Source organism: Prolixibacter sp. DSM 2831 (genome assembly GCF_056493735.1).
In genome coordinates this window covers 1,147,356-1,166,915 of the sequence record NZ_CM151379.1, presented here as the reverse complement: position 1 = coordinate 1,166,915, position 19,560 = coordinate 1,147,356, and the positions used below count along the sequence as shown (strand labels likewise).

The window sequence follows — 19,560 nt, the reverse complement described above, 5'->3', positions numbered from 1 at the left end:
GAAGATCCTTGAAATGATTTCTTCATTGACTTTGGAAAGAAGCCCTGTATCCATCCAGATTATATTCCCTTTAAGGGTGTATACGCGGGGTTTCCTTGTCAGTTTCTTACGTACTAAACAGCTACTTCCTCTGCCACTTTCTTTTGATGAAGTGCTTCGGCAAACCATAGGAAATCCGATACAAATTGATTGACCTGTTCAACAATCAAATCATTCTGTGGCTCATAATTATCATCGAATGCCTCATGGATTCCGGCAATTAATAGTTTACCCGGAAGGGGAAAAGCACCCAGGCTCAGAATAACGTGCTGCAGTTGGGTCGAAGCGTTAATTCCGCCCATCTTACCCGTCGATGTCGACACGACGCCAATCGGCTTTCTTTTGAACTCGGCCCAGTAATAGTCCAGCGTATTCTTCAGTGCACCGGAGAAGCTTCCCTGGTATTCGGGGGTTACAAAAATCAGGGCATCGGCCTCTTCCAGTCGCAGACGGATACTTTCGACGACCTTCCCGGCAGCCGGACTATCATCGAGACTGCCAAAAACAGGAAGCGGGGTTTTCAGCAAGTCGATCACATCCGTTTCCATGTCCTGTTCTTTCAATAATTTGTCCAGATAGTATGCTGCTTTGTGTGACTGGCGTCCGGGGCGAATAGCTCCCAACAGTATGGCTATTTTCATCTTTGTGTCTGTTTTATAAAATGAATTTCTATTGATTGATGTTGTGTCGCAGATACCAATGATGAACGACACCACAAAGATGAAGCAAACCTGATAGCCCGGAAACAGACTAAAGGACAGAAGTGAACCTGTACCATCGGACAGGTCAGTGACTACTAATATTGCTTTGGAGACTAAAAATCAGAGCAATCCACGCTGAATAGCTGTCTCAACTGCCTCTGTACGAGTTTGTGCAAACAGTTTGGACAGAATCGATGAAATGTGGTATTTAACGGTGCGTTCCGAAATAAACAGCTGGTCGGCAATTTGCTTGTTGGTCATTCCTTTTTTTACCAGCACCAATACCTCCAGTTCCCGGTTGGTTAACGGCGACGTGGGATAATGGAAAGCATTGTCAGCAACCTTTTCAATGGTTTCTTCGCCAACCTCTTCGCGAATAAGAAGCAGTTGTCGGTGCAATTCCTGTGCTTTTTCCAATGACGATTGCACATTCTTATCTGCGCTTTTAGTCTGCTGAAGAGATTGTACCAGCTCGTCCATTCCCGGTTCAATCACCCGGTTGAGTACTTCCATGACTGCCGACGGCCGGTTCTGCTGCTCTTCCTGCCGGCGCGTCCGCTGAACCGCGATACTAATCAGCTCCGCAATGGTATTCAAAACCGACAGCTTCTTTTCATCCAGTTCCTGGGTTTGCTTACTCACCAGGTTAATCAGGCCAACCTTTTGTCCTTCGATGGTGATGGGAATGGTGGCATGAAATTTCAACCCCCGCGTTCCGGCAGTGATATCCTTCAGTCGCGTACAGGTAATTTCACTGATATTTCGGGCCTCTGAAATGCCATCTGCCAGGTAACAATCGATACAATAACAATTGCCGGAAAGCCGCTCCGGATAACGACTGAGCGCCGGAGGCAGGTTGTACGAAGCGGCCAGGTAAACTGAGTGGGTGCCTTCCTGAACCAGCCAAATCCAGCCGGTTTCGAGGTGCAGCAAATCCACAATCTTTTCCAATGCCTTTCGCAAAGCGGAATGTAACGAGAACTCCTTGTTCAGGTTCCTGGCAATTTCGTACAGATGGGCAAAATACTCGTTGTCTTCCATTTTTCCTTCCTTCCCGATGATATGACTTCAACAAACATACGTAGTTCTGGTTTGGATGCAATGATTTACTGCCACCACTTTTCAGTTTAAGATTACACTTACATATCTAACAACCGTATTTTACTGTAAAATAATTCAAAAACACAGTCTACTAACCAACCGTTTTCATCGCGTTAAGAACACTAATCAGCACTCAAAAAACTACAGATGAAGAGATGCACAATTATATCCAAAAACGTAACTTATTACTATTATTGAATCATCCCGCCTACCACACCCAACCAACAACACTGCAGCAAAGCATTGATTTTACGAGTTTTATATTGTAACTTCTAAAAACCAAAACCTACCCTACTATGAAAAAATTTCGACTTATCCCGCTTGTTGGAATGTTAATCTGTATTTCAATTCTTAGCACGGCACAAACAACTCTATTTTTCGATGATTTTGAAGAAGAAGATGGCACAGATATCACTAAATGGACAACAGAAAACCTCGAAGGGTGGCAATACTGGCACGTAATAGCCTGGGATGGTAATCCTGGACATTGTATGCGTTTTGAAGTTTGTGACACAGATCAAAATGATTGGTTGATTACAAACCCGATCAACAGTGAAGGAAGCAACCAACTTCAGATCAATTTTGACACCTGGTTTTCCGGCGAAGGTCAAAGACCCAAACTTTATTACACCACAAACTATAATGGAGATATTTCTCTATCAAACTGGACTGAGCTTGACTATTCCCAAGGGGAAAACGAGAACTCTTGGCATAGCATCAATGACATTGTTATTGACAATCCGGGAAATACAGTTTATTTTTCTTTCCAATACCAAGCTCCTGCCAATCAAGGAATCCTTTTTTTGCTGGATAATTTCAGAGTTAATATATATGTCCCCCCTCCAACCTACCAATTGGTGGGAAGTACAGACCATTTTGAGTTTTATTCAACAACTTCAGATGATACTCAGCAATGGAACGAGATAAGTTCACAGGTCGAAGATTGGTATGCTGAACTCTGTTCCTACTGGGATCGACCAGGAAGACAGGCTATTTATGAAAGCGATGTGCCCATTAAAATATACTTAACTACACAAAGAGGAATAGACGATGCCATTGGGATTGATTTCCCCGATTGGAAATTTGGCGGTTATAAAACACCCAACGAGCTATATGTTGCTGTACCTCCTCTAAATGATCCGGTGTATAATGGCTCATTGGGCACGGTATGCAAAAATGTGCTGAGTCAGCTCATGCTAAAAAAACGTTTACTGGTAGAAGGCGATAATTACTTACCATCTTATTTCTCAGAAGCTTTTGCCCAGTATTATTGTGGCTACCGACCGAACAAAGAAGCTATATTGCAAGCAATTAGCGATTATGGGGGGTATCCAAGTCTGGCCGATATCAAAAGTACTGATGGTTTCGATACGACCTATCGTAAAGATCTCCTGGTGTTTTATATTGAATCACAAGCATTATCAAGAGTGGGCATTCAGCGTATTGACTATGATGGTTATGAGACATTATATCAACGACATTTTAAATATTTCTACGAGTTAAATGACGATGATTGCATCCAGTTAAGAGATCAGACCGAACATTTCGATTTGTATTATACAGAACAGGACAGACCTTTCATGAGCCAAATAGCATCTAAACTGGAGGAAAAATATGCACATTATACCAATGTTTTTGATTTGGATATCAAACACAAGTTTAGTTGTATCATCTATCCTTCGGAAGAAGCAGGTATGTACTGCTTGGTTTACTCCGACAACTACAACGGCGGAAGTGGATGGTCAGGCGATTTGCTAGATTTTCTTTCACCATCGGCATTTGGTGGTGGTATTGATGAGGCTTTAAGATCACTAATTCCGCACGAATTTTTCCATGCTTTTCATTTTAATTTCGTAACCCACTTGTTCGATATTGCTCCTTTTAATTCAGAAGGAATGGCTGAAATAATGGCCTATGAAGGAGAGAATGCGGAATATCTCGAAAACTACGGTTGGTATTTTGAACAAGGGTTTAACCGCTTTGAAGATGAAAATGGCAGGGAACCCCAATTGGCCGACATTATGCCTGATACAGACGGATATATGTCAGTTTACACTTACGGGCAAGCATTCTGGTATTTTATGATTCAAAACTACACCGATTATACCACCATAAAAGAATTTTTTGAAAAGGATGAAGATTGGAATGTTTTCGATGTTTCTTACGATGAAATGGATGCTGCGTACATTGCTTATTTAAAAAGCTTTTTCGAGGAAGCCACAACCAAACCTGAAGTGTCTACTTTGCAAGCTTCTATGATCACAATAGATAGCTCGATATTAAATGGTAAGGTTAGCACTGATGGCGGATCAACCATTACTCAACGCGGATTTTACTGGAGTTCAACCAATACAAATCCAGGGGCGGCAGACCATGTTGAAACAGTGGGTGGCACAACCGGAGAACTTTCTTTTGAACTCACCGGGCTCTCTCCTGAAACCACTTATTATTACCGTGCTTTCGCAACAAATAGCGAAGGGATTGCAACAGGTGAAATAGTCCAATTTACAACATTGCAATCAACTTCGGTGGATGCAGAAATCCCCTTCTTTGACGATTTCAGTAATGACTATGCCAACTGGACAACCTACTCCATAACTGGAGACGAGCAGTGGCATTTGAGTGGCGATGATGGAATTGATGGCGGGAAATGTGCACGGTTCTATATCACAACGAATCCGGCACAGGCTAATAACGACTGGCTGGTTTCTAAAGTTATTAATACCGAAGGTATTTCTAATATTGCCATCGAATTTAAATATTGGTTTCATGGAGATGGAATGAAACCGGAATTTTATTTCACTACTTCCTTTTCAGGTGATGTTTCCGCAACTGATTGGACTGAACTTGACAATAGTTTTTGGAAAAATGAATGGACCTGGAACAGTGCACGAATAGAAATCGAAAACCCAGGAAACACTTTGGTTTTTGCCATCCGTTACCAATCAACCACAGACAATTCAGAGTATGTTTTGATCGATAATTTTTCAATGAAGGAATTTGAGCCTGCTGTTTATGAAAAAGTTGGAACTACCGAACATTTCGAATTCTACACAAGTATTGCAGACGAAACAGATTATTGGTTGGAAATAAATGATGAATTGGAAAATTATTTTCAGAAATACTGCGGAATTTGGAACATAGAAGGGAAAGAAGATTTTATCGACAAAAACATTAAAACAAAAATATACTACACAGAAAAAGCCAATATACCTTTTGTAAGCGAAACAACACCTGAAACCAAATCAGGTTTTTTCGACCGGGAAACGAAGACCATCTATCTTTCTCCCCTTAATACTACCGAAAAACAAGAATATTATGAAAGCATGGAAGGCTTGGCAATCAACACTTTTGCCGGATATGCCAAAAAGTACCAGCTATTTCGTGATCAGAATGGATATGATGAACTGCCAGCTTATTATACAGAAGGATTTGGGCTGTATGAACAAGGATTTCGCCCCAGGTTAGATTCGATAATAAAAGCCAGGGAAGAACACCCTTATGATTTTACCCATGAAGACCTTGATATAATGAATATTTTTAGCGGCACATACGAAAAAGACATTATTGTTTCGTATGTCGAAGGACAAATCGTTGGTTTATTGGATTATTATGGAACGGCACCTTACAGTTCGCATATTGAAAGATGGAATAAACATTTGATCTATTTTTATGACACAACCGATGTTGTTCGGATAAAAAATTATGCATCAAACGAACATTTTGATATCTATTGCTCTTCGCGCGACACCATGTTTATTGACAGCTTCTTTGTTTGGTTGGAACGGCCCCGGCAATTTTATATCGATTCATTTCAGATAGAGGTCAACAGGAAGTTTAACCTTGTTATTTACTATGATGAAAAAACAGGTATGGATATGACCGGTTATGACAACTGGAATGGAGGTGCTGGTGGATTAGATATATCTCCACATAATTTTTGGGGTGGTCCCTATGATGGTTATGATTGGCTTCTGGCACATGAATTCGGCCATGTATATAATAGCATTATTTATCCCGAAATGCCTGTTGGATTTTATCAAGAAGGAATGGCAAATCTCTCGGGAGGCATGGCTACAGGAGGAAATGAGGAGTTAAAATCATACGATGATTTATGGAAGGTAGAATATGTTTTTAGCTTCTATAAAAACAAGTTTAACAGGGAACCAACCCTTGAAGAACTAATAACAAATGCTCATGCTGGCGAACCGGGATTGGAATGGGGTGCTGATTGCTATTTTTTCGGAACTGAATTTATTCGCTTCCTGCGTGATACGCAAGGTTATCTGAAAATAAAGGAATTTTTTCAATCAGGATTAGATTTCGAAGTATTTAATAACAGTTATGAAGAAATTGAGCAAGGATATATTGAAAGACTCAATTATTTGCACTCTATCAGAGACTATAACGAGCCCGTAATTCTTAAAAACAGCACATTGAATGTTGAGCGTGGAAATTCGGGAATAATTTCTGACGAATATTTACATGCAACCGATGCTGAAGTTCCTGACGACGAATTAATCTACAAAATTAAAACTCCTCCTTTATATGGAATTATTGAGAAAATTGATAATCCAGGAGTTAAGATTTACAAATTTTCAGAGGAAGATATACAAACCAGTAAAATCAAATATGTCAGCAATGGTGGCAGCGAGTCATCAGATTCCTTCATTTTTGAGCTAACCGATAGAACATTTTCTTTATTAAACAAACAATTCAACATCTCATTAACAACGCCTACTGGAATTTCAGTATTGAAAGATAATACTATTGATTTAAAGGTTTATCCCAACCCGTTAACGGAGAAGTCGATTCTGGAATTTGCTGTGATAAAGCAAGGACATATTAATCTTTCGATTTTTGATATACAAGGACGTAAAATTTCCACCTTGCTTGATGAGAACCTGAACATTGGAACACACAAAATCCCTTTGGCGATAAAAATACTTACAAATGGAGTCTATTTCTGCAGGTTAGTAACAGAACAAGGAGTTGCAAACCAAAAGATTGTAGTTAATTAGTCATTCTATTTCTCCTTTCTCAATCTTTTTGCCATTGCACAGCGACTTAATTTCGAGCCTAATCTTTTCATAAGATTGAATTGATAAGAACCAACGAATAACAAAAAGTAAACTTTTCCAACCGTTCGTTCATTATTTTTGCTTTTACATATTGACTATATGCCGCTTACATTGTAACTTGTATGAAAAATAAGCGCTGTGCAACTTTGAAATATTGCGACCCTAAATGCTCCAGCGCTTATTTTTCTTTCTTGAATAGGTTGTCTCACCAATTCTATTCATTTCAATAAACTTCATCCACCACACTAAACCAACCTTAATCAACACATTAACAACAGTCATATCTGTTAGAAGCCTACTAAGCATAAAATTTGATGCGTGGTAACCAAACAAACATATTGAAACTCTTACCTTTTTTCTTCTTGATCCTGCTGTTGATAAGTTGTTTTGGAACTTTCAGGCAACCTATGGCCTCCGTTCATTTCAACTTCGAGTCAAAACTACAGAGCGGGGATTTGGTCTTCCGTCGTGGAATCTCACCTGAAAGCTATGTTGTTATTGCCACTGACCGGAAAAGTCGATTTTCACATGTTGGCATCTTAATTAACGAAAATAAGGATTGGTATGTGATTCATGCCGTACCTGGAGAAAACAAAAAAGGACCGGATTTTATTAAAAAAGAAAAGCTCGCCGAATTCCTCTCTCCGAAGAAAGCATCTTCTTTCGCCATTTACCGCTCAAAATTTCCGAAAGCAGTGAACGAATCAGCTGCCCGACACGCACTCCAATTTTACACTAACCGATTGCTCTTCGATAACAATTACGACCTTACCACAGACGACAAACTCTATTGTACAGAATTAGTCATTAAGGCATTCAACCAAACATATCTCAACCTAAAAAAGATTCATACGACCGAATTCAATTTCATTTTAGGAAAGAAGCAATTAATATTTCCCGGAACCCTGATTGAAAACCCAAATTTTACCCAAATAATTAATCATTAAAACCAAAATCATGAAAAAGAATGGAATTTTTATCGTAGCAATTTTTATCGTTTCTCTCATCCTGCCATCATGTGGAGGAGGAGGTAGCAGCAGTAACTCACCTGCCAAAACAGTCGAAAAGTTTTACTCGCATGTAGTGGACAAAAATTACGACAAAGCTGCAGAGCTTTTTGCACTTAAAGATGGAACAAAACTCTCGGATGCTGAAAAGCAAAAGGTAAAAGCGATGTTAATGGCCGGTGAAGAAAATGTAGCCAAGCGAGATGGCTTCAAAAAACTTGAAATCATCAACGAAACAGTAGCTGATGATGGTAACTCAGGCACAGTTGATTTTAAAATCATCTATGGAAATGATGAAGAAGATAACCAAAGTTATGATCTGAAGAAAATTGATGGAAAATGGCATTTACTTGTAATGAGTTAACGCAAAAATCAGAACCATGAAACTACTCAAAGTATTTCTTACAATCGTCATATCATTTTGGTTCGTCCAAGCCAATGCCCAGATTTTTGGTAATGATCCTGAAATTAATATTGACGGTCTTCAACCTGAATCTGTATGGCAAATCGCCGAAATGGCCATGAATGACAACCAAATTCCGATTGGCCAACTAAACATGAAGGAAGGAGTTCTATTATCCAATTGGTTTGAATGGAAAAGCATTGCGGTTCAAAACCACGCTCATCTCTACTTTAAATATGAGGCTCCTACTCTAACAGTTAAAATTGCTGATCGTCAGTACAAATCCTCCGAAGGTTGGTCAGAATCAGTTGGCAACTTGTCTAAAAAGAACTACAAAAAGTACGTACAGGCAGTTGCTGATCGAATCACTGAAATAAGTAAAGATGAAGCCTTAATGAAAGAGGCCGTTCGAACGTCAAAACTAATTCTGGCGTTCAATCCTGTATTGACCGTCGAAGGACTGGACTTTAAATTAATGAAGACAAGTAAAGATGAAAATCAGCATCTAATCCTTGAATTTCTGGTACATAACAAAAATACCGAGGACGCTAAGGTCAGAATCCCACTACACGGTTTTAAAGAAAGGGTTAATCACAACTTAACCGGGGACCGAGGAAATGTAAAATGGATTCCCAAGGCGAGTCTTGAAGCGGTAATAAAACCCAATGAAAACCGAACGCTAATCTGCGAACATTTCAGTTGGGAAATGAACACGTTACCTCAGTTTGACATTCGAGTACTGAGTAACTCAGGGAAAGTGCACAGAATGAGTATTTACAGTATCCCTTTACCCTACACTTATCAAGAAGAAGATTAATTTAATCAATATCCTGATCTTCAATTCAATGGAGGTCAGGATTCCTTAGTTTTCAAAGCCTTTATGAAAAAGCTCCTTTTCATTGCGTTTCTAATTTCTGCGGCTACATTAAATGCACAGGAATACAAATCATTCACGATTGAAAACATTTCCGAAGAAGCTGTTTGGCCGGCAGTCATTCAGGCATTCAAGGATGTTAAACTTCCACGCCCGTCTGTAAACAAATATACCGGGAGAGGTCAAACAAACTATTATTACTACAAGGCCCTGATGATTAAAAACCGGTTACGGTTTGAAGTTGAATATTCGGAAGGAGCGTTGACCGTTGGAATTTTGGGAAGGCAATACGAAAGTGAGCAGGGATGGGCGGACAACCTGCTGCCTATGTCCAAAAAGAAGGCTAAAAAACTTCTCGACCCGCTGCAGAAGAGAATTCGGGAACTTACAAAAGACAAACCATACCAGGAAACTGCTGTGGCAGTATCACATACTTTGCAATCAACTCCGCAGTCGCAACTGACGACAAAATCACCACCAATCAATAAAACCGGGATTTATGATGACTTTGCACTACTTAGAACTGAAGATCCGGATATGGACCTGCTGGCATTACACCAAAACGGGAACATTATGGGATTCGATTTGAGAGAAGATTATAAAACAGTAAAATCGCTTGTATTTAAAGAAAATAAAGATTCATACGGTTTGATTATGGAATTTGACGAAAACGGTCTTCCTAAGTGGATCGTAACTGATAATCTGGTCATCAAAATACATTCAGCTGCAACGGGAGAGTCAAAATTACTTGTGAAAGATACAGACGGTAATTTAATTGAAAAGAAAACAGTCAATTTAAATATTGCCCCGATACAAAAATCGGAGGAAATACCTTTTGAAAGGGATAATAAACACGGCCCACATCCTGGCTCGGGATTCCAATATACTGAGCCTAATTTATCAGGTGGAGTGGCAAATGCTGCGACCGCCCTATCCGCTGTTTTATCGGCAGTAGCCGCTCCCAATTTAGGAAAAGCGGCATTGGCGGTGGCCAGTGAAACTGGTTTGTCCGCTGGCATTAGTAAGCTTGACCCTGACAATCGGTTTCTTTTAAATGAATTAAATACAACTGTTGGACTAATAGGTTTGGAAGGAACACTTGCCAGTGCGACAACCACTTTGGCCAGTTCAGCTCCCGTCTTAGTCCCATTGTTACCATATATCGCTGCATCAGCAGTCATTGTAGCTGGATTAAAAATGTCATACGATGCCGCGATGCGCATCAAAGAAAGACACTGGCCAACTCCAAAATTAGAGATCATAGGACATCGGAATGACCTCGTGGTTGGAATTTTTGGAGAGCAAAGTATTCAACCTTTAATCTTCCATATCGAAACCAATTTTGACATCCAGAAAAATGAAATAACTGTTTACGGAAATGATGGTTTGGAAATAAAAAAACATGACCTGGCCCAAAATGACTTTATAAGTAAGGATAATCTGGAAGAAGAAGATCGGATATATTATGAAGTATATGCGAAAGAATCATCTGTATCAGAACATTATATTTCGGCCTATGCGACTGTCGAAGGTGAAGATGTTTCAGATAAAAAAGATATTAAGGTTACAGAACCAACCAAATATTTCTATCTCCAAAATTGCAGTGACTGTTCTGGTGCTCCGGCTAGCAAACAACTATGCGAAGAGAAACTAAACCAATGTTTAAACTCCCTCAAAAAAGATGAAAACAACATCTATTTTGTTCTGGATGCTGATGACAATATCATAGATTGTAACAAAACACTGAATGACGCCAGACGAGATTACGTCAGGTCTTCAACTTCTGCCAACCGGGGTTTCAAATCATTTGTAAAAGAAGCACCATGTTCCTTCAGCTGTGAAGGACTCACAGACAGGGAAACAATCATTTCCCTGGCCCATGAAGCCATGGATAAAATTCAAGCCATAAATGACAAAATTGAAGCGCTCCAAAAGGTCGTTAATGAAAATAATTACCTGAAGATTGGAATGGAAATAAAGAAACTGGAGGACCGTATTAAACCAATTCGAAATGAATATGGTGAGAAAATAAATGCAATTGCAGAAAAAGGAACAATCAGGTTTGAAACAATACATAAAGACCCTGCTCGCTATTATGAGCCTTCCGGAACAAAGGTCGTTGGTGCGCATTGGTCCAGACCGTTTCTAACCATATTACTTAAAATGGAAACGACTGCAAAGCCATACCGGGAAACGCTGTATAAGGATACTCCTTCTCCCATAACTCTCGAATATAAAGACGCATCGACAGTTACTTGTCTTTATTTGGGGAAGGATAATGAAGAACTAATGAAAGGTACTTTTTTCGCAAGAAATTCCTCCGGTCTGGATTTTTCGACATTTGAGAAAATAGAAAAAATTCATACGATTAAATCAAATCCTATTTCTGTTCGCGTTGACAAATAACATACAATAGTGATTGAGTTTTTGATAGTTTGAAGTTCTTAACCCGATTGAAAATGTCCGTTTACTTTAATAGCAGCATTTTTACAAATGCAATTGTCTAAATTTGTCAACACTGAAAATACATCTGGTTATCGAACTTGATGCTACTTCGTTGGAGAGGTTGATAGAATCATATCATCAAGATTTTGATAAAGACAAGAACGCGCAAAACACTCCCCTTTTTTTAGTTGAATAGTCTTCTGACACTGCCAGCACAAAACCATATACCTTGAAACGTGTTAAAATATTGGTAAGTCAGCTATTCACTTAATAGAACAAGGGAAATTTAAATGATTGAAAAACTATATCGCTATCTTACTCAGGAAAACGATAATGAACGGGTTTGCACTGAAATTTCGGAGGATGCCTGCCGGTACGTTCCACGGAATTTCTTCCTGACCATCTTCAGTCAGATTTTTACCAAACTCGGCGATACGCTAAGCAATCCCAAAACGGTTTTAACGTGGTTGATGAGCTATGTGAGCGCGCCGGTTTACCTGATTAGCTTCATTGTGCCCATCCGGGAATCGGGCGCCATGGTTCCGCAGGTGCTGTTTGCCAAATACGTTAACAAACGGGCGGTGAGGAAATGGATTTGGGTGCTGGGTTCGCTGCTTCAGTTCCTGGCGATTGCATCCATTGGTTTCATCGTACTGAACTTTGAGGGGCGCACGGCGGGATGGCTCATCATTGTTGCCCTGGTATTTTTCAGTTTGTCCAGAAGCCTCAGTTCTCTGTCGTCGAAGGCCATCACCGGGAAGACCATTCCCAAAACCCGGCGGGGCAAACTGAAGGGATACTCCGTTTCGGCATCGGGTGTTTTGGTTTTGGCGACCGGTCTGTACATTCTTTATCAATCGCATCACCATCCCACCCTCTCGTTTTACAGCGATATTATCTTTTTCGCCGCCGCAACGTGGCTGGTGGCTGCCGTGATTTATTCGCGCATCAAAGAATTTCCGTCAGAAGTAGCACCGGAAGATGACGAAGAGAATAGCGCGATTTCCCAATTAAGCCTGCTGAAAACCGACAAACATTTCCGCAATTTCATCATTGCCCGCACTTTGTTGTTGTGCTCGGCTCTGTCGGCCCCGTTTTACGTGATACTGGCACAGCGATACGTAGGCAAAGAAGCCTACCTACTGGGCCTGTTCATCATGGCCAAAGGAGTTGCCTCCATCGTCAGTTCGCCCATTTGGGGAAAATATGCCGACCGCTCGAGCAAGAACGTGATGTCGGCAGCCATACTGATTGCATCGGGATTGGGTATTGCCACTTTCTTCATCGCCCGGTACACCGACTCGGTTAGAAGTTACCACTGGATTTACCCGGCTGCTTTTTTCATTTTAGGAATTGCCCACCAGGGCGTCCGGCTGGGACGAAAAACCTACGTCATCGACATGGCCACCGGTAACGACCGCATTAACTATGTGTCGATTAGCAATACGCTGATTGGTATCATTCTCCTGTTGGTGGGAAGCTTGAGCGCTTTGGTATCGTTGCTTTCGGTGGAAGGCGTGGTTTTATTCCTCTCGTTGCTGGGGCTGCTGGGCGCTTACCGAAGCTACCGCCTACCCAACGTGGAGAAGCGGGTGACGACAGACGAGGAGTGAAAAAGACCATTTATCGCATGGCAGCAGTGTAAAGCGCCGGAATATTTTTCCGATACTCTTTCTTATGCTATTTTTGCAGCCGGATTAATGAACCTTTGCGAAGGCAGTGTTGTAATAATGGCAACATTTCGAAATTGGTAAGAAGAAGCATGGATCGACAAAATAACATGGAACTGGCGGCTCGATTGATTCAGGAAGGGAAACTGGTAGCCTTCCCCACCGAAACCGTTTATGGTTTGGGAGCCAATGCGCTTGACCCGATGGCTGTGGCCAAGATTTTCGCCTTGAAGGAACGTCCATCGTTCGACCCGCTCATCATCCACATTGCCGATCTGGACGACCTGAAAAAGCTGACCGCTGAGGTGGACGACCGTGTTTACCTGCTGGCAGAAAAATTCTGGCCCGGCTCGTTAACCCTGGTGCTTCCCAAAAGCAAACTGGTTCCCGACATCGTTACTTCAGGACTGCCTACCGTGGGTATTCGCATGCCCGCTAACGAAATTGCCCGTGAACTCATCAGAACATCCGGTCGCCCGATTGCCGCTCCGAGCGCCAACAAATTTGGCCGCATCAGTCCTACCACAGCCAACCATGTGAGAAAGCAATTGCCCGACGTCGACTACATTCTGGACGGCGGGAAAACCACGGTTGGTATCGAGTCTACCATCATCGAGCTCACCGAAAAAGGGTTCCGGATTTTGCGCAACGGAATCATCACCAAAGAGGACATCGAAGAAGTTTTGTCATTCGACGATTCCGAAAAGACAGAGTCGATCGTTGCCCCGGGAATGGTGAAATCGCATTACAGCCCGGTGAAAAAAATGATTGTGGCCGACAAAAATATTCCGGTGGATATCGACAAAAGCAAAGCCGGTTTACTGTCGTTTACCGGAAAATACGAAAACGGCTACCGGAAAATCATCCGGGTATCGGAAAACAATGATTTGAAAGAGTACGCTGTGAACATGTTCGATGCGATGCATACCTTCGAAGACGATAGCGAAATCGAGATCATAGTCGCCGAACCGGTAGCCGAAACCGGCATAGGCAAAGCCATTATGGACCGACTGAGAAAGGCAGAATACAACTGGAGAAAAGGTTAAACTTCACCCGCTTCAAAAACAGTCCCTGCAAATCATCTTTCTTTTTCCTAAAATGTGCATTCCCATTTAACGGAAAAGCCATCATTTCCTCTAACAAGCAAACCTGTTCCTCAAGTTTCAAGGTTTGCAATAGCTTCCTGAATAATTCCTTGGGGTGAATGACCATCCAAATGATAACCCATTTGTTTCTCATTCAATGAAACCAAACGAAATGGGTAGTCAATCTATCGTACCGGCCTCGCAAAAAAAATTCCTATGCAGTGTGATTTTTTGAAAGTCAGGCGATAAATGAGGTAAACAAAACCTAAAAAGAAAACAAGATGTTTAGATGGAAAACTAATTTAACCGATGGCAAACCGCAGGAATCATTAAAGAACGCGGGATGGAGCCGTTAAAAACCGAATGAGATGAAAAACAGGAATACAGGAAATCATACCGAGATAGTTCATCTCATAGAGGAACACAGGAGACTTATCTACAAAGTCGCTAACAGCTATTGCTCCGATGCTCACGAACAGGAGGATCTGCTCCAGGAAATCATCTTTCAAATCATCAAAGGATACGAGAAATTCGATCACCGGGTGAAAGTAACCACCTGGATGTACAAAGTTGCTTTCAACGTTTCTATCTCACACTATCGGAAACTAAAAAGCCGGCAAAAATATGTGGTACCAATACCGGACAAACTGGTCAGCGTGGAAGAAGACGAAGAACCTGAAATCGATGAAAATCTCAAACGGCTTCGGGAACTAATTGACGAACTCGACCCGTTGAACAAGGCGATTCTGATTATGTATCTGGATGACAACAGCCACACCGAAATCTCGGAAGCGATGGGAATTTTGGTCAGTAACGTGGGCACAAAAATCAACCGGATCAAAAAACAACTCAAGAAAAAATTTAATCAATAACATCATGGAAAACGTAAATATACACGAACTCTGGAAACAGAATGAAGCATTGCTAGACAGTACCCGAAAACTCAATGCAACACTCTTACGGGAAGTTAAAATGGACAAAGCCAAATCATCCCTGAGAAGTTTGCTTTTCCTTCCCATCAGTACGCTGATTTTTTTCCTCTTTGCCGCATCGTATGCCCTCTATTTCGCGGTAGCGAATTGGGGAACCTGGTACTTCATGTTCTCAGGCGCTGTTGTGGCCCTGTTCTCAGTTATGTTGGTCGTTTCATCCGTCAGGCAACTGCAGCAGATTCTTTCGGTCGATTACAATGCTCCCATTGTGAAACTTCAGAAGGATATCTCGAAGATTAAATTCTCGGTGGTGACTAATTTACGAATCGGAGCATGGATACTTCCGTTCAGCCCGTTCATTGGCTTGTTTGTGGTGAAAGCGCTCTTTCAATTTGATATGGTGGAAGTGATGAACTACCGCATGCTCGTCTCTTTCGGGATTGCTACTGTCATCCTGGAAGTATTATCATTGGTAATACACAGAGCCATCAGGCCCAAAAACATCAACAAAAAATGGCTGAACTGGCTGTTACAGGGAAGCGGGAATCAAGTAGATGAGGCACTTGGCTTTTTGAAACAGATCGAAGAATTCGAACAGGAAGAGATGTAAAATGACTCGAGCCTCAAAAGATTAGAAATAAACTCTGCTCAAAATACCATTGGGTTCGTACTGCTGACTTCGTTAAAAAAACATTTTTGACATCTGGTTTTAACTCAAATTTTACGTGTAATTGAAAGGTTTCATGTTCCTTTATATGGAATGATTTTAATTAATGCATATTTGTTCCGCATAATGTGCAAAAAGTGGAAACCCTCTTTGCTTTCCAGCGTTTACAAAACATGATTCAATAATATGCTTACCAAGTCTAAGGCAAAATGAACAGTCGTATGAACAAAAAACTCCTGCTCCTGGCCCTATCCGGAATGCTGAGTTTCTCAGCCGTGGCACAAACCGTTGAAGACAACAATCTGTATGTTGAGCCGTCCAACCGGACCCCGGAACCTTTTCTCTTCTCGGTTTCAACACTTACTCCCGACGATCACTCCTGGAGCCTGAATTACTCCAGCAGCTACGGCAAACGCTCCGAAGAACTATTTGGTTACGACGGCGTTGGACAGCAGTTCGCCTTGAAGGGCTATTTAGGCCATCGGTTCACCTTAAACGTGAACGCCGCACTGGGGTTTCAGGCAAACCAGGACGTCGTCAGTTCACAACAGGTGGAAGTCATCCGCGACGTTATCGGAGGTAAAAAAGTCAGTGGATTACGGCTTGGAATCGGTCTGGGACTGCAGCGCGATTTCAGCAGTGTCACATCTGCCTTAAGCCGGATAACTGCTTCCTGGGAGGCGTCCCGCTGGAACATTGGAGGAAATGTATTACTGGGAAAGGCATTTTCCAGCAACCGTGATAAAATTGACATCCTGACAAGCCTGGGCGTCCAATATCAGTTACTGGGCAGTTTGTACGGAGGAGTCGAAGCCGTAGGAGAAGATTTAGAGGGTCTTTGGGACCCGGAAGAAGCCGAAGGCGGTGCCAAAATACTGGTCGGACCATCGCTCAACCTGGTGCCCAGTGCATCCCGTTTTTCTTTTTCCCTCTCTGGTGGTCCCGTCATGTACGCGTCCCGTAGCAATGAGACGAATCCGGCAGCCATCCGGGAACTCCCTTCTCAGGCAGGTTTAATGGTACGTGCACGAATTGTCTTTAATCTTTCAGGTAGTTAAAAATAATTTCAATAGATGAATCACTTTTACAAAGCAGGAGTCATCCTGGCTTCCATTATTATTTCATTATTCCAGGGAAAACCGAGCTCGGCGCAAACGCCGGGCCCCACCGGGAACGCCCAACAGGTTTTGTTGCCCAACGGCTGGAAATTAAGTCCTGCCGGAACAGCTTTAACTCTGGGCGATTTGCCGCTTAACTTGCAAGTCAGCCCATCAGGGAAATACGCGGCTGTAACCAATAATGGCGAAAGCACGCAAACGGTACAGCTGATCGACCCGAAGCACGAGAAGTTGCTCTACACAAAAGTGGTTGGAAAATCGTGGTACGGATTGGCTTTCAGTCATAATGAAAAGCACCTGTATGCATCCGGAGGATACGACAACATCATCCTGGATTTTCATCTAAACAACAATCAACTTAGTGTCCCCGATACCATTCGACTGGCAAAACCCTGGCCCAAAGGCAAAATTTGTCCTACCGGGATAGCGGTTAGCAAAAACGACCGGGTGCTGTACACGGTGACCAAAGAGGATAACCGCATTTACACCATCGACCTGAAAACGAAAAAGATAATCGATAGTGTTCCGTTGCCGGGAATAGCGTACAGCTGTGTGTTGTCTCCCGACCAGAAGAAATTGTATGTATCGTTGTGGGGTAAGAATCATGTCGTTGTGTACAACACGGCTAAAAAGAAGATTACCGGCGAAATCAAAACGGGCAGTCATCCCAATGAATTAGTCCTGAATAAAAAAGGTACAATTCTGTATGTAGCTAACGCGAATGATAACACGGTTTCGGTTATTAACACCGGCAAAAACAAGGTCATCGAAACGCTTTCAGCAGCGCTTTATCCAACCCGTTTAACCGGCTCAACCACCGATGGGCTGGCTTTGTCGAAGGACGAAAAGACCTTGTACATTGCCAATGCGGACAACAATTGTTTAGCCGTGTTTGATGTCTCCGAACCGGGAGATAGCAAGAGTAAAGGCTTCATCCCGGTAGGATGGTACCCCACAAATGTAAAAACACTGGGCAACAAAATTTTGGTGACCAACGGAAAAGGCTTCTCTTCGATGGCCAACCCGGACGGACCGCAACCCGTATCGAAAAAAGATGACAGCGGTTATCAGCAGGGGATTTCGGCGAAGAAACATGTGCAGTACATTGCCGGCTTGTTCAAAGGAGCTCTCTCTTTTATTGACAATCCGGATGAAGCACTGCTAAAGAAGTACACCCGCCAGGTTTACGCCAACACGCCGTTCAACGAGAAGAAGGTAAAAGACGCGCCCGGCGAAAAGGGAAATCCCATTCCCCGCAAGAAAGGTGACGTCTCTCCCATCAAATACGTCTTCTACATCATCAAGGAAAATCGCACCTACGACCAGGTAATGGGCGATGTGAAGAAAGGTAACGGCGTTGATTCACTTTGTATTTTTGGAAAAAGGGTAACACCTAACCATCACGCCATTACCAACGATTTTGTGTTGCTGGATAACTTCTACACCGATGCCGAAGTGAGCGCCGACGGTCACAACTGGAGCACGGCCGCCTACGCCACTGACGTGGTAGAGAAAACCTGGCCAACTTATTATGGCAATCGGGGTGGCACCTACGGCTACGAAGGGCAAATGAAAGCCAGCTACCCACGCGACGGTTATATCTGGAACTACTGCCAGCGGGCCGGAGTGAGTTACCGCAGTTACGGCGAGTTCTGCAACATGGGCAAAACATCGCTGAAAGCACTGAAAGGCCATATTTGTCCAAAGTCACCCGGCTTCGACCTGAATATTAAAGACCAGGTTCGGGTAGATGCCTGGATGCACGACTTTGATTCGTTGGTTACCCGCCATGCCGTTCCGCATTTCAACACCATCCGGCTGTCGAACGACCATACCAGCGGACAACATCTGGGAAGTATTGCGCCACGGGCTGCCGTCGCTGATAACGATTTGGCACTGGGCCGTTTCCTGGAACATCTTTCCCACAGTCCAATTTGGAAAGAATCGGTGGTTTTTGTTTTGGAAGACGATGCGCAGAACGGGCCCGACCATGTGGACGCACACCGCTCGCCGGTATTTGTGGCCGGCCCGTATGTGAAACGCAACGCCGTGATTCACGACATGTATTCCACTTCGGGTGTATTGCGCACCATTGAACTGATTCTGGGCCTGCCGCCCATGAGCCAGTACGATGCGGCCGCAACCCCGCTCTACAAGTGTTTCACCAATCATCCCGATTTTACGCCCTACGAACATAAGCCGGCCAACATCGACCTGAACAAACGCAATGTAGCCGTGAACGCCAGTAGCAAGCTATCGGCCACCTTCGACTTTTCGCACGAAGACGCAGCTCCGGATATCGCTTTGAACGAAGTCATCTGGAAAGCGATTAAAGGCGAAAACGCCGTCATGCCGGCCCCGCGCCACAGTGCATTCGTGGTTCCTGTGAAAGACGATGACGACGATTAGGCAAAGAGCAACAAGATATTGATGATTC

13 protein-coding genes are annotated in these 19,560 nt (G+C 42.7%); 11 read left to right on the top strand and 2 right to left on the bottom strand.

The genetic code is table 11. From position 1 onward, the window contains the following. Positions 1-113: 113 nt before the first annotated feature. Positions 114-680, bottom strand: a complete 567-nt coding sequence (locus AC060N_RS04575; RefSeq protein WP_479526062.1) for an NADPH-dependent FMN reductase — start codon at positions 678-680, stop codon at positions 114-116. A gap of 180 nt (positions 681-860) precedes the next feature. After that, a complete protein-coding gene (locus AC060N_RS04570) occupies positions 861-1,781 on the bottom strand; it encodes a LuxR C-terminal-related transcriptional regulator (protein WP_479526061.1) in 921 nt (306 codons plus the stop codon). Between the two features lie 356 nt (positions 1,782-2,137). Between AC060N_RS04570 and AC060N_RS04565 the strand changes: the two genes are divergently transcribed. From AC060N_RS04565 to AC060N_RS04515, 11 genes are all read left to right on the top strand, one after another. Next, positions 2,138-6,862 carry a cadherin-like domain-containing protein gene (locus AC060N_RS04565; protein ID WP_479526060.1) on the top strand — a complete coding sequence of 1,575 codons (4,725 nt, stop codon included), beginning with the start codon at positions 2,138-2,140 and terminating at the stop codon, positions 6,860-6,862. A gap of 467 nt (positions 6,863-7,329) precedes the next feature. Continuing rightward, on the top strand, positions 7,330-7,869 hold the full coding sequence (locus tag AC060N_RS04560; protein WP_479526059.1) for a YiiX/YebB-like N1pC/P60 family cysteine hydrolase: 540 nt from the start codon (positions 7,330-7,332) through the stop codon (positions 7,867-7,869). A 10-nt stretch (positions 7,870-7,879) separates the two neighbouring features. Further along, complete coding sequence (locus tag AC060N_RS04555; protein WP_479526058.1) at positions 7,880-8,293, top strand: DUF4878 domain-containing protein; 414 nt, start codon at positions 7,880-7,882, stop codon at positions 8,291-8,293. A 16-nt stretch (positions 8,294-8,309) separates the two neighbouring features. Beyond that, positions 8,310-9,149 carry a hypothetical protein gene (locus AC060N_RS04550; RefSeq protein WP_479526057.1) on the top strand — a complete coding sequence of 280 codons (840 nt, stop codon included), beginning with the start codon at positions 8,310-8,312 and terminating at the stop codon, positions 9,147-9,149. Between the two features lie 63 nt (positions 9,150-9,212). Next, entirely contained in the window at positions 9,213-11,612 is a 2,400-nt protein-coding gene (locus AC060N_RS04545; RefSeq protein ID WP_479526056.1) for a hypothetical protein, read from the top strand. Positions 11,613-11,941: 329 nt separating this feature from the next. Beyond that, positions 11,942-13,264, top strand: coding sequence for an MFS transporter (locus AC060N_RS04540; protein ID WP_479526055.1), 1,323 nt, complete (start codon positions 11,942-11,944; stop codon positions 13,262-13,264). A gap of 149 nt (positions 13,265-13,413) precedes the next feature. Continuing rightward, positions 13,414-14,367 carry an L-threonylcarbamoyladenylate synthase gene (locus tag AC060N_RS04535; protein ID WP_479526054.1) on the top strand — a complete coding sequence of 318 codons (954 nt, stop codon included), beginning with the start codon at positions 13,414-13,416 and terminating at the stop codon, positions 14,365-14,367. A gap of 407 nt (positions 14,368-14,774) precedes the next feature. Beyond that, positions 14,775-15,278: an RNA polymerase sigma factor gene (locus tag AC060N_RS04530; RefSeq protein WP_479526053.1), complete on the top strand. Its 504-nt coding sequence runs from the start codon at positions 14,775-14,777 to the stop codon at positions 15,276-15,278. A 4-nt stretch (positions 15,279-15,282) separates the two neighbouring features. Continuing rightward, positions 15,283-15,948: a hypothetical protein gene (locus tag AC060N_RS04525; protein WP_479526052.1), complete on the top strand. Its 666-nt coding sequence runs from the start codon at positions 15,283-15,285 to the stop codon at positions 15,946-15,948. Positions 15,949-16,226: 278 nt separating this feature from the next. Then, positions 16,227-17,063, top strand: a complete 837-nt coding sequence (locus AC060N_RS04520; RefSeq protein ID WP_479526051.1) for a hypothetical protein — start codon at positions 16,227-16,229, stop codon at positions 17,061-17,063. Between the two features lie 15 nt (positions 17,064-17,078). Beyond that, positions 17,079-19,532, top strand: coding sequence for a beta-propeller fold lactonase family protein (locus AC060N_RS04515; protein ID WP_479526050.1), 2,454 nt, complete (start codon positions 17,079-17,081; stop codon positions 19,530-19,532). Positions 19,533-19,560 lie beyond the last annotated feature (28 nt).

What these genes read in the sequence shown, in the direction of transcription:
- AC060N_RS04550 (WP_479526057.1), top strand. Translation starts at nt 8,310, where the DNA reads ATGAAACTACTCAAAGTATTTCTTACAATCGTCATATCATTTTGGTTC.
- AC060N_RS04555 (WP_479526058.1), top strand. Translation starts at nt 7,880, where the DNA reads ATGAAAAAGAATGGAATTTTTATCGTAGCAATTTTTATCGTTTCTCTC.
- AC060N_RS04565 (WP_479526060.1), top strand. Translation starts at nt 2,138, where the DNA reads ATGAAAAAATTTCGACTTATCCCGCTTGTTGGAATGTTAATCTGTATT.
- AC060N_RS04560 (WP_479526059.1), top strand. Translation starts at nt 7,330, where the DNA reads ATGGCCTCCGTTCATTTCAACTTCGAGTCAAAACTACAGAGCGGGGAT.
- AC060N_RS04570 (WP_479526061.1), bottom strand. Translation starts at nt 1,781, where the DNA reads ATGGAAGACAACGAGTATTTTGCCCATCTGTACGAAATTGCCAGGAAC.
- AC060N_RS04545 (WP_479526056.1), top strand. Translation starts at nt 9,213, where the DNA reads ATGAAAAAGCTCCTTTTCATTGCGTTTCTAATTTCTGCGGCTACATTA.
- AC060N_RS04530 (WP_479526053.1), top strand. Translation starts at nt 14,775, where the DNA reads ATGAAAAACAGGAATACAGGAAATCATACCGAGATAGTTCATCTCATA.
- AC060N_RS04535 (WP_479526054.1), top strand. Translation starts at nt 13,414, where the DNA reads ATGGATCGACAAAATAACATGGAACTGGCGGCTCGATTGATTCAGGAA.
- AC060N_RS04525 (WP_479526052.1), top strand. Translation starts at nt 15,283, where the DNA reads ATGGAAAACGTAAATATACACGAACTCTGGAAACAGAATGAAGCATTG.
- AC060N_RS04575 (WP_479526062.1), bottom strand. Translation starts at nt 680, where the DNA reads ATGAAAATAGCCATACTGTTGGGAGCTATTCGCCCCGGACGCCAGTCA.
- AC060N_RS04540 (WP_479526055.1), top strand. Translation starts at nt 11,942, where the DNA reads ATGATTGAAAAACTATATCGCTATCTTACTCAGGAAAACGATAATGAA.
- AC060N_RS04515 (WP_479526050.1), top strand. Translation starts at nt 17,079, where the DNA reads ATGAATCACTTTTACAAAGCAGGAGTCATCCTGGCTTCCATTATTATT.
- AC060N_RS04520 (WP_479526051.1), top strand. Translation starts at nt 16,227, where the DNA reads ATGAACAAAAAACTCCTGCTCCTGGCCCTATCCGGAATGCTGAGTTTC.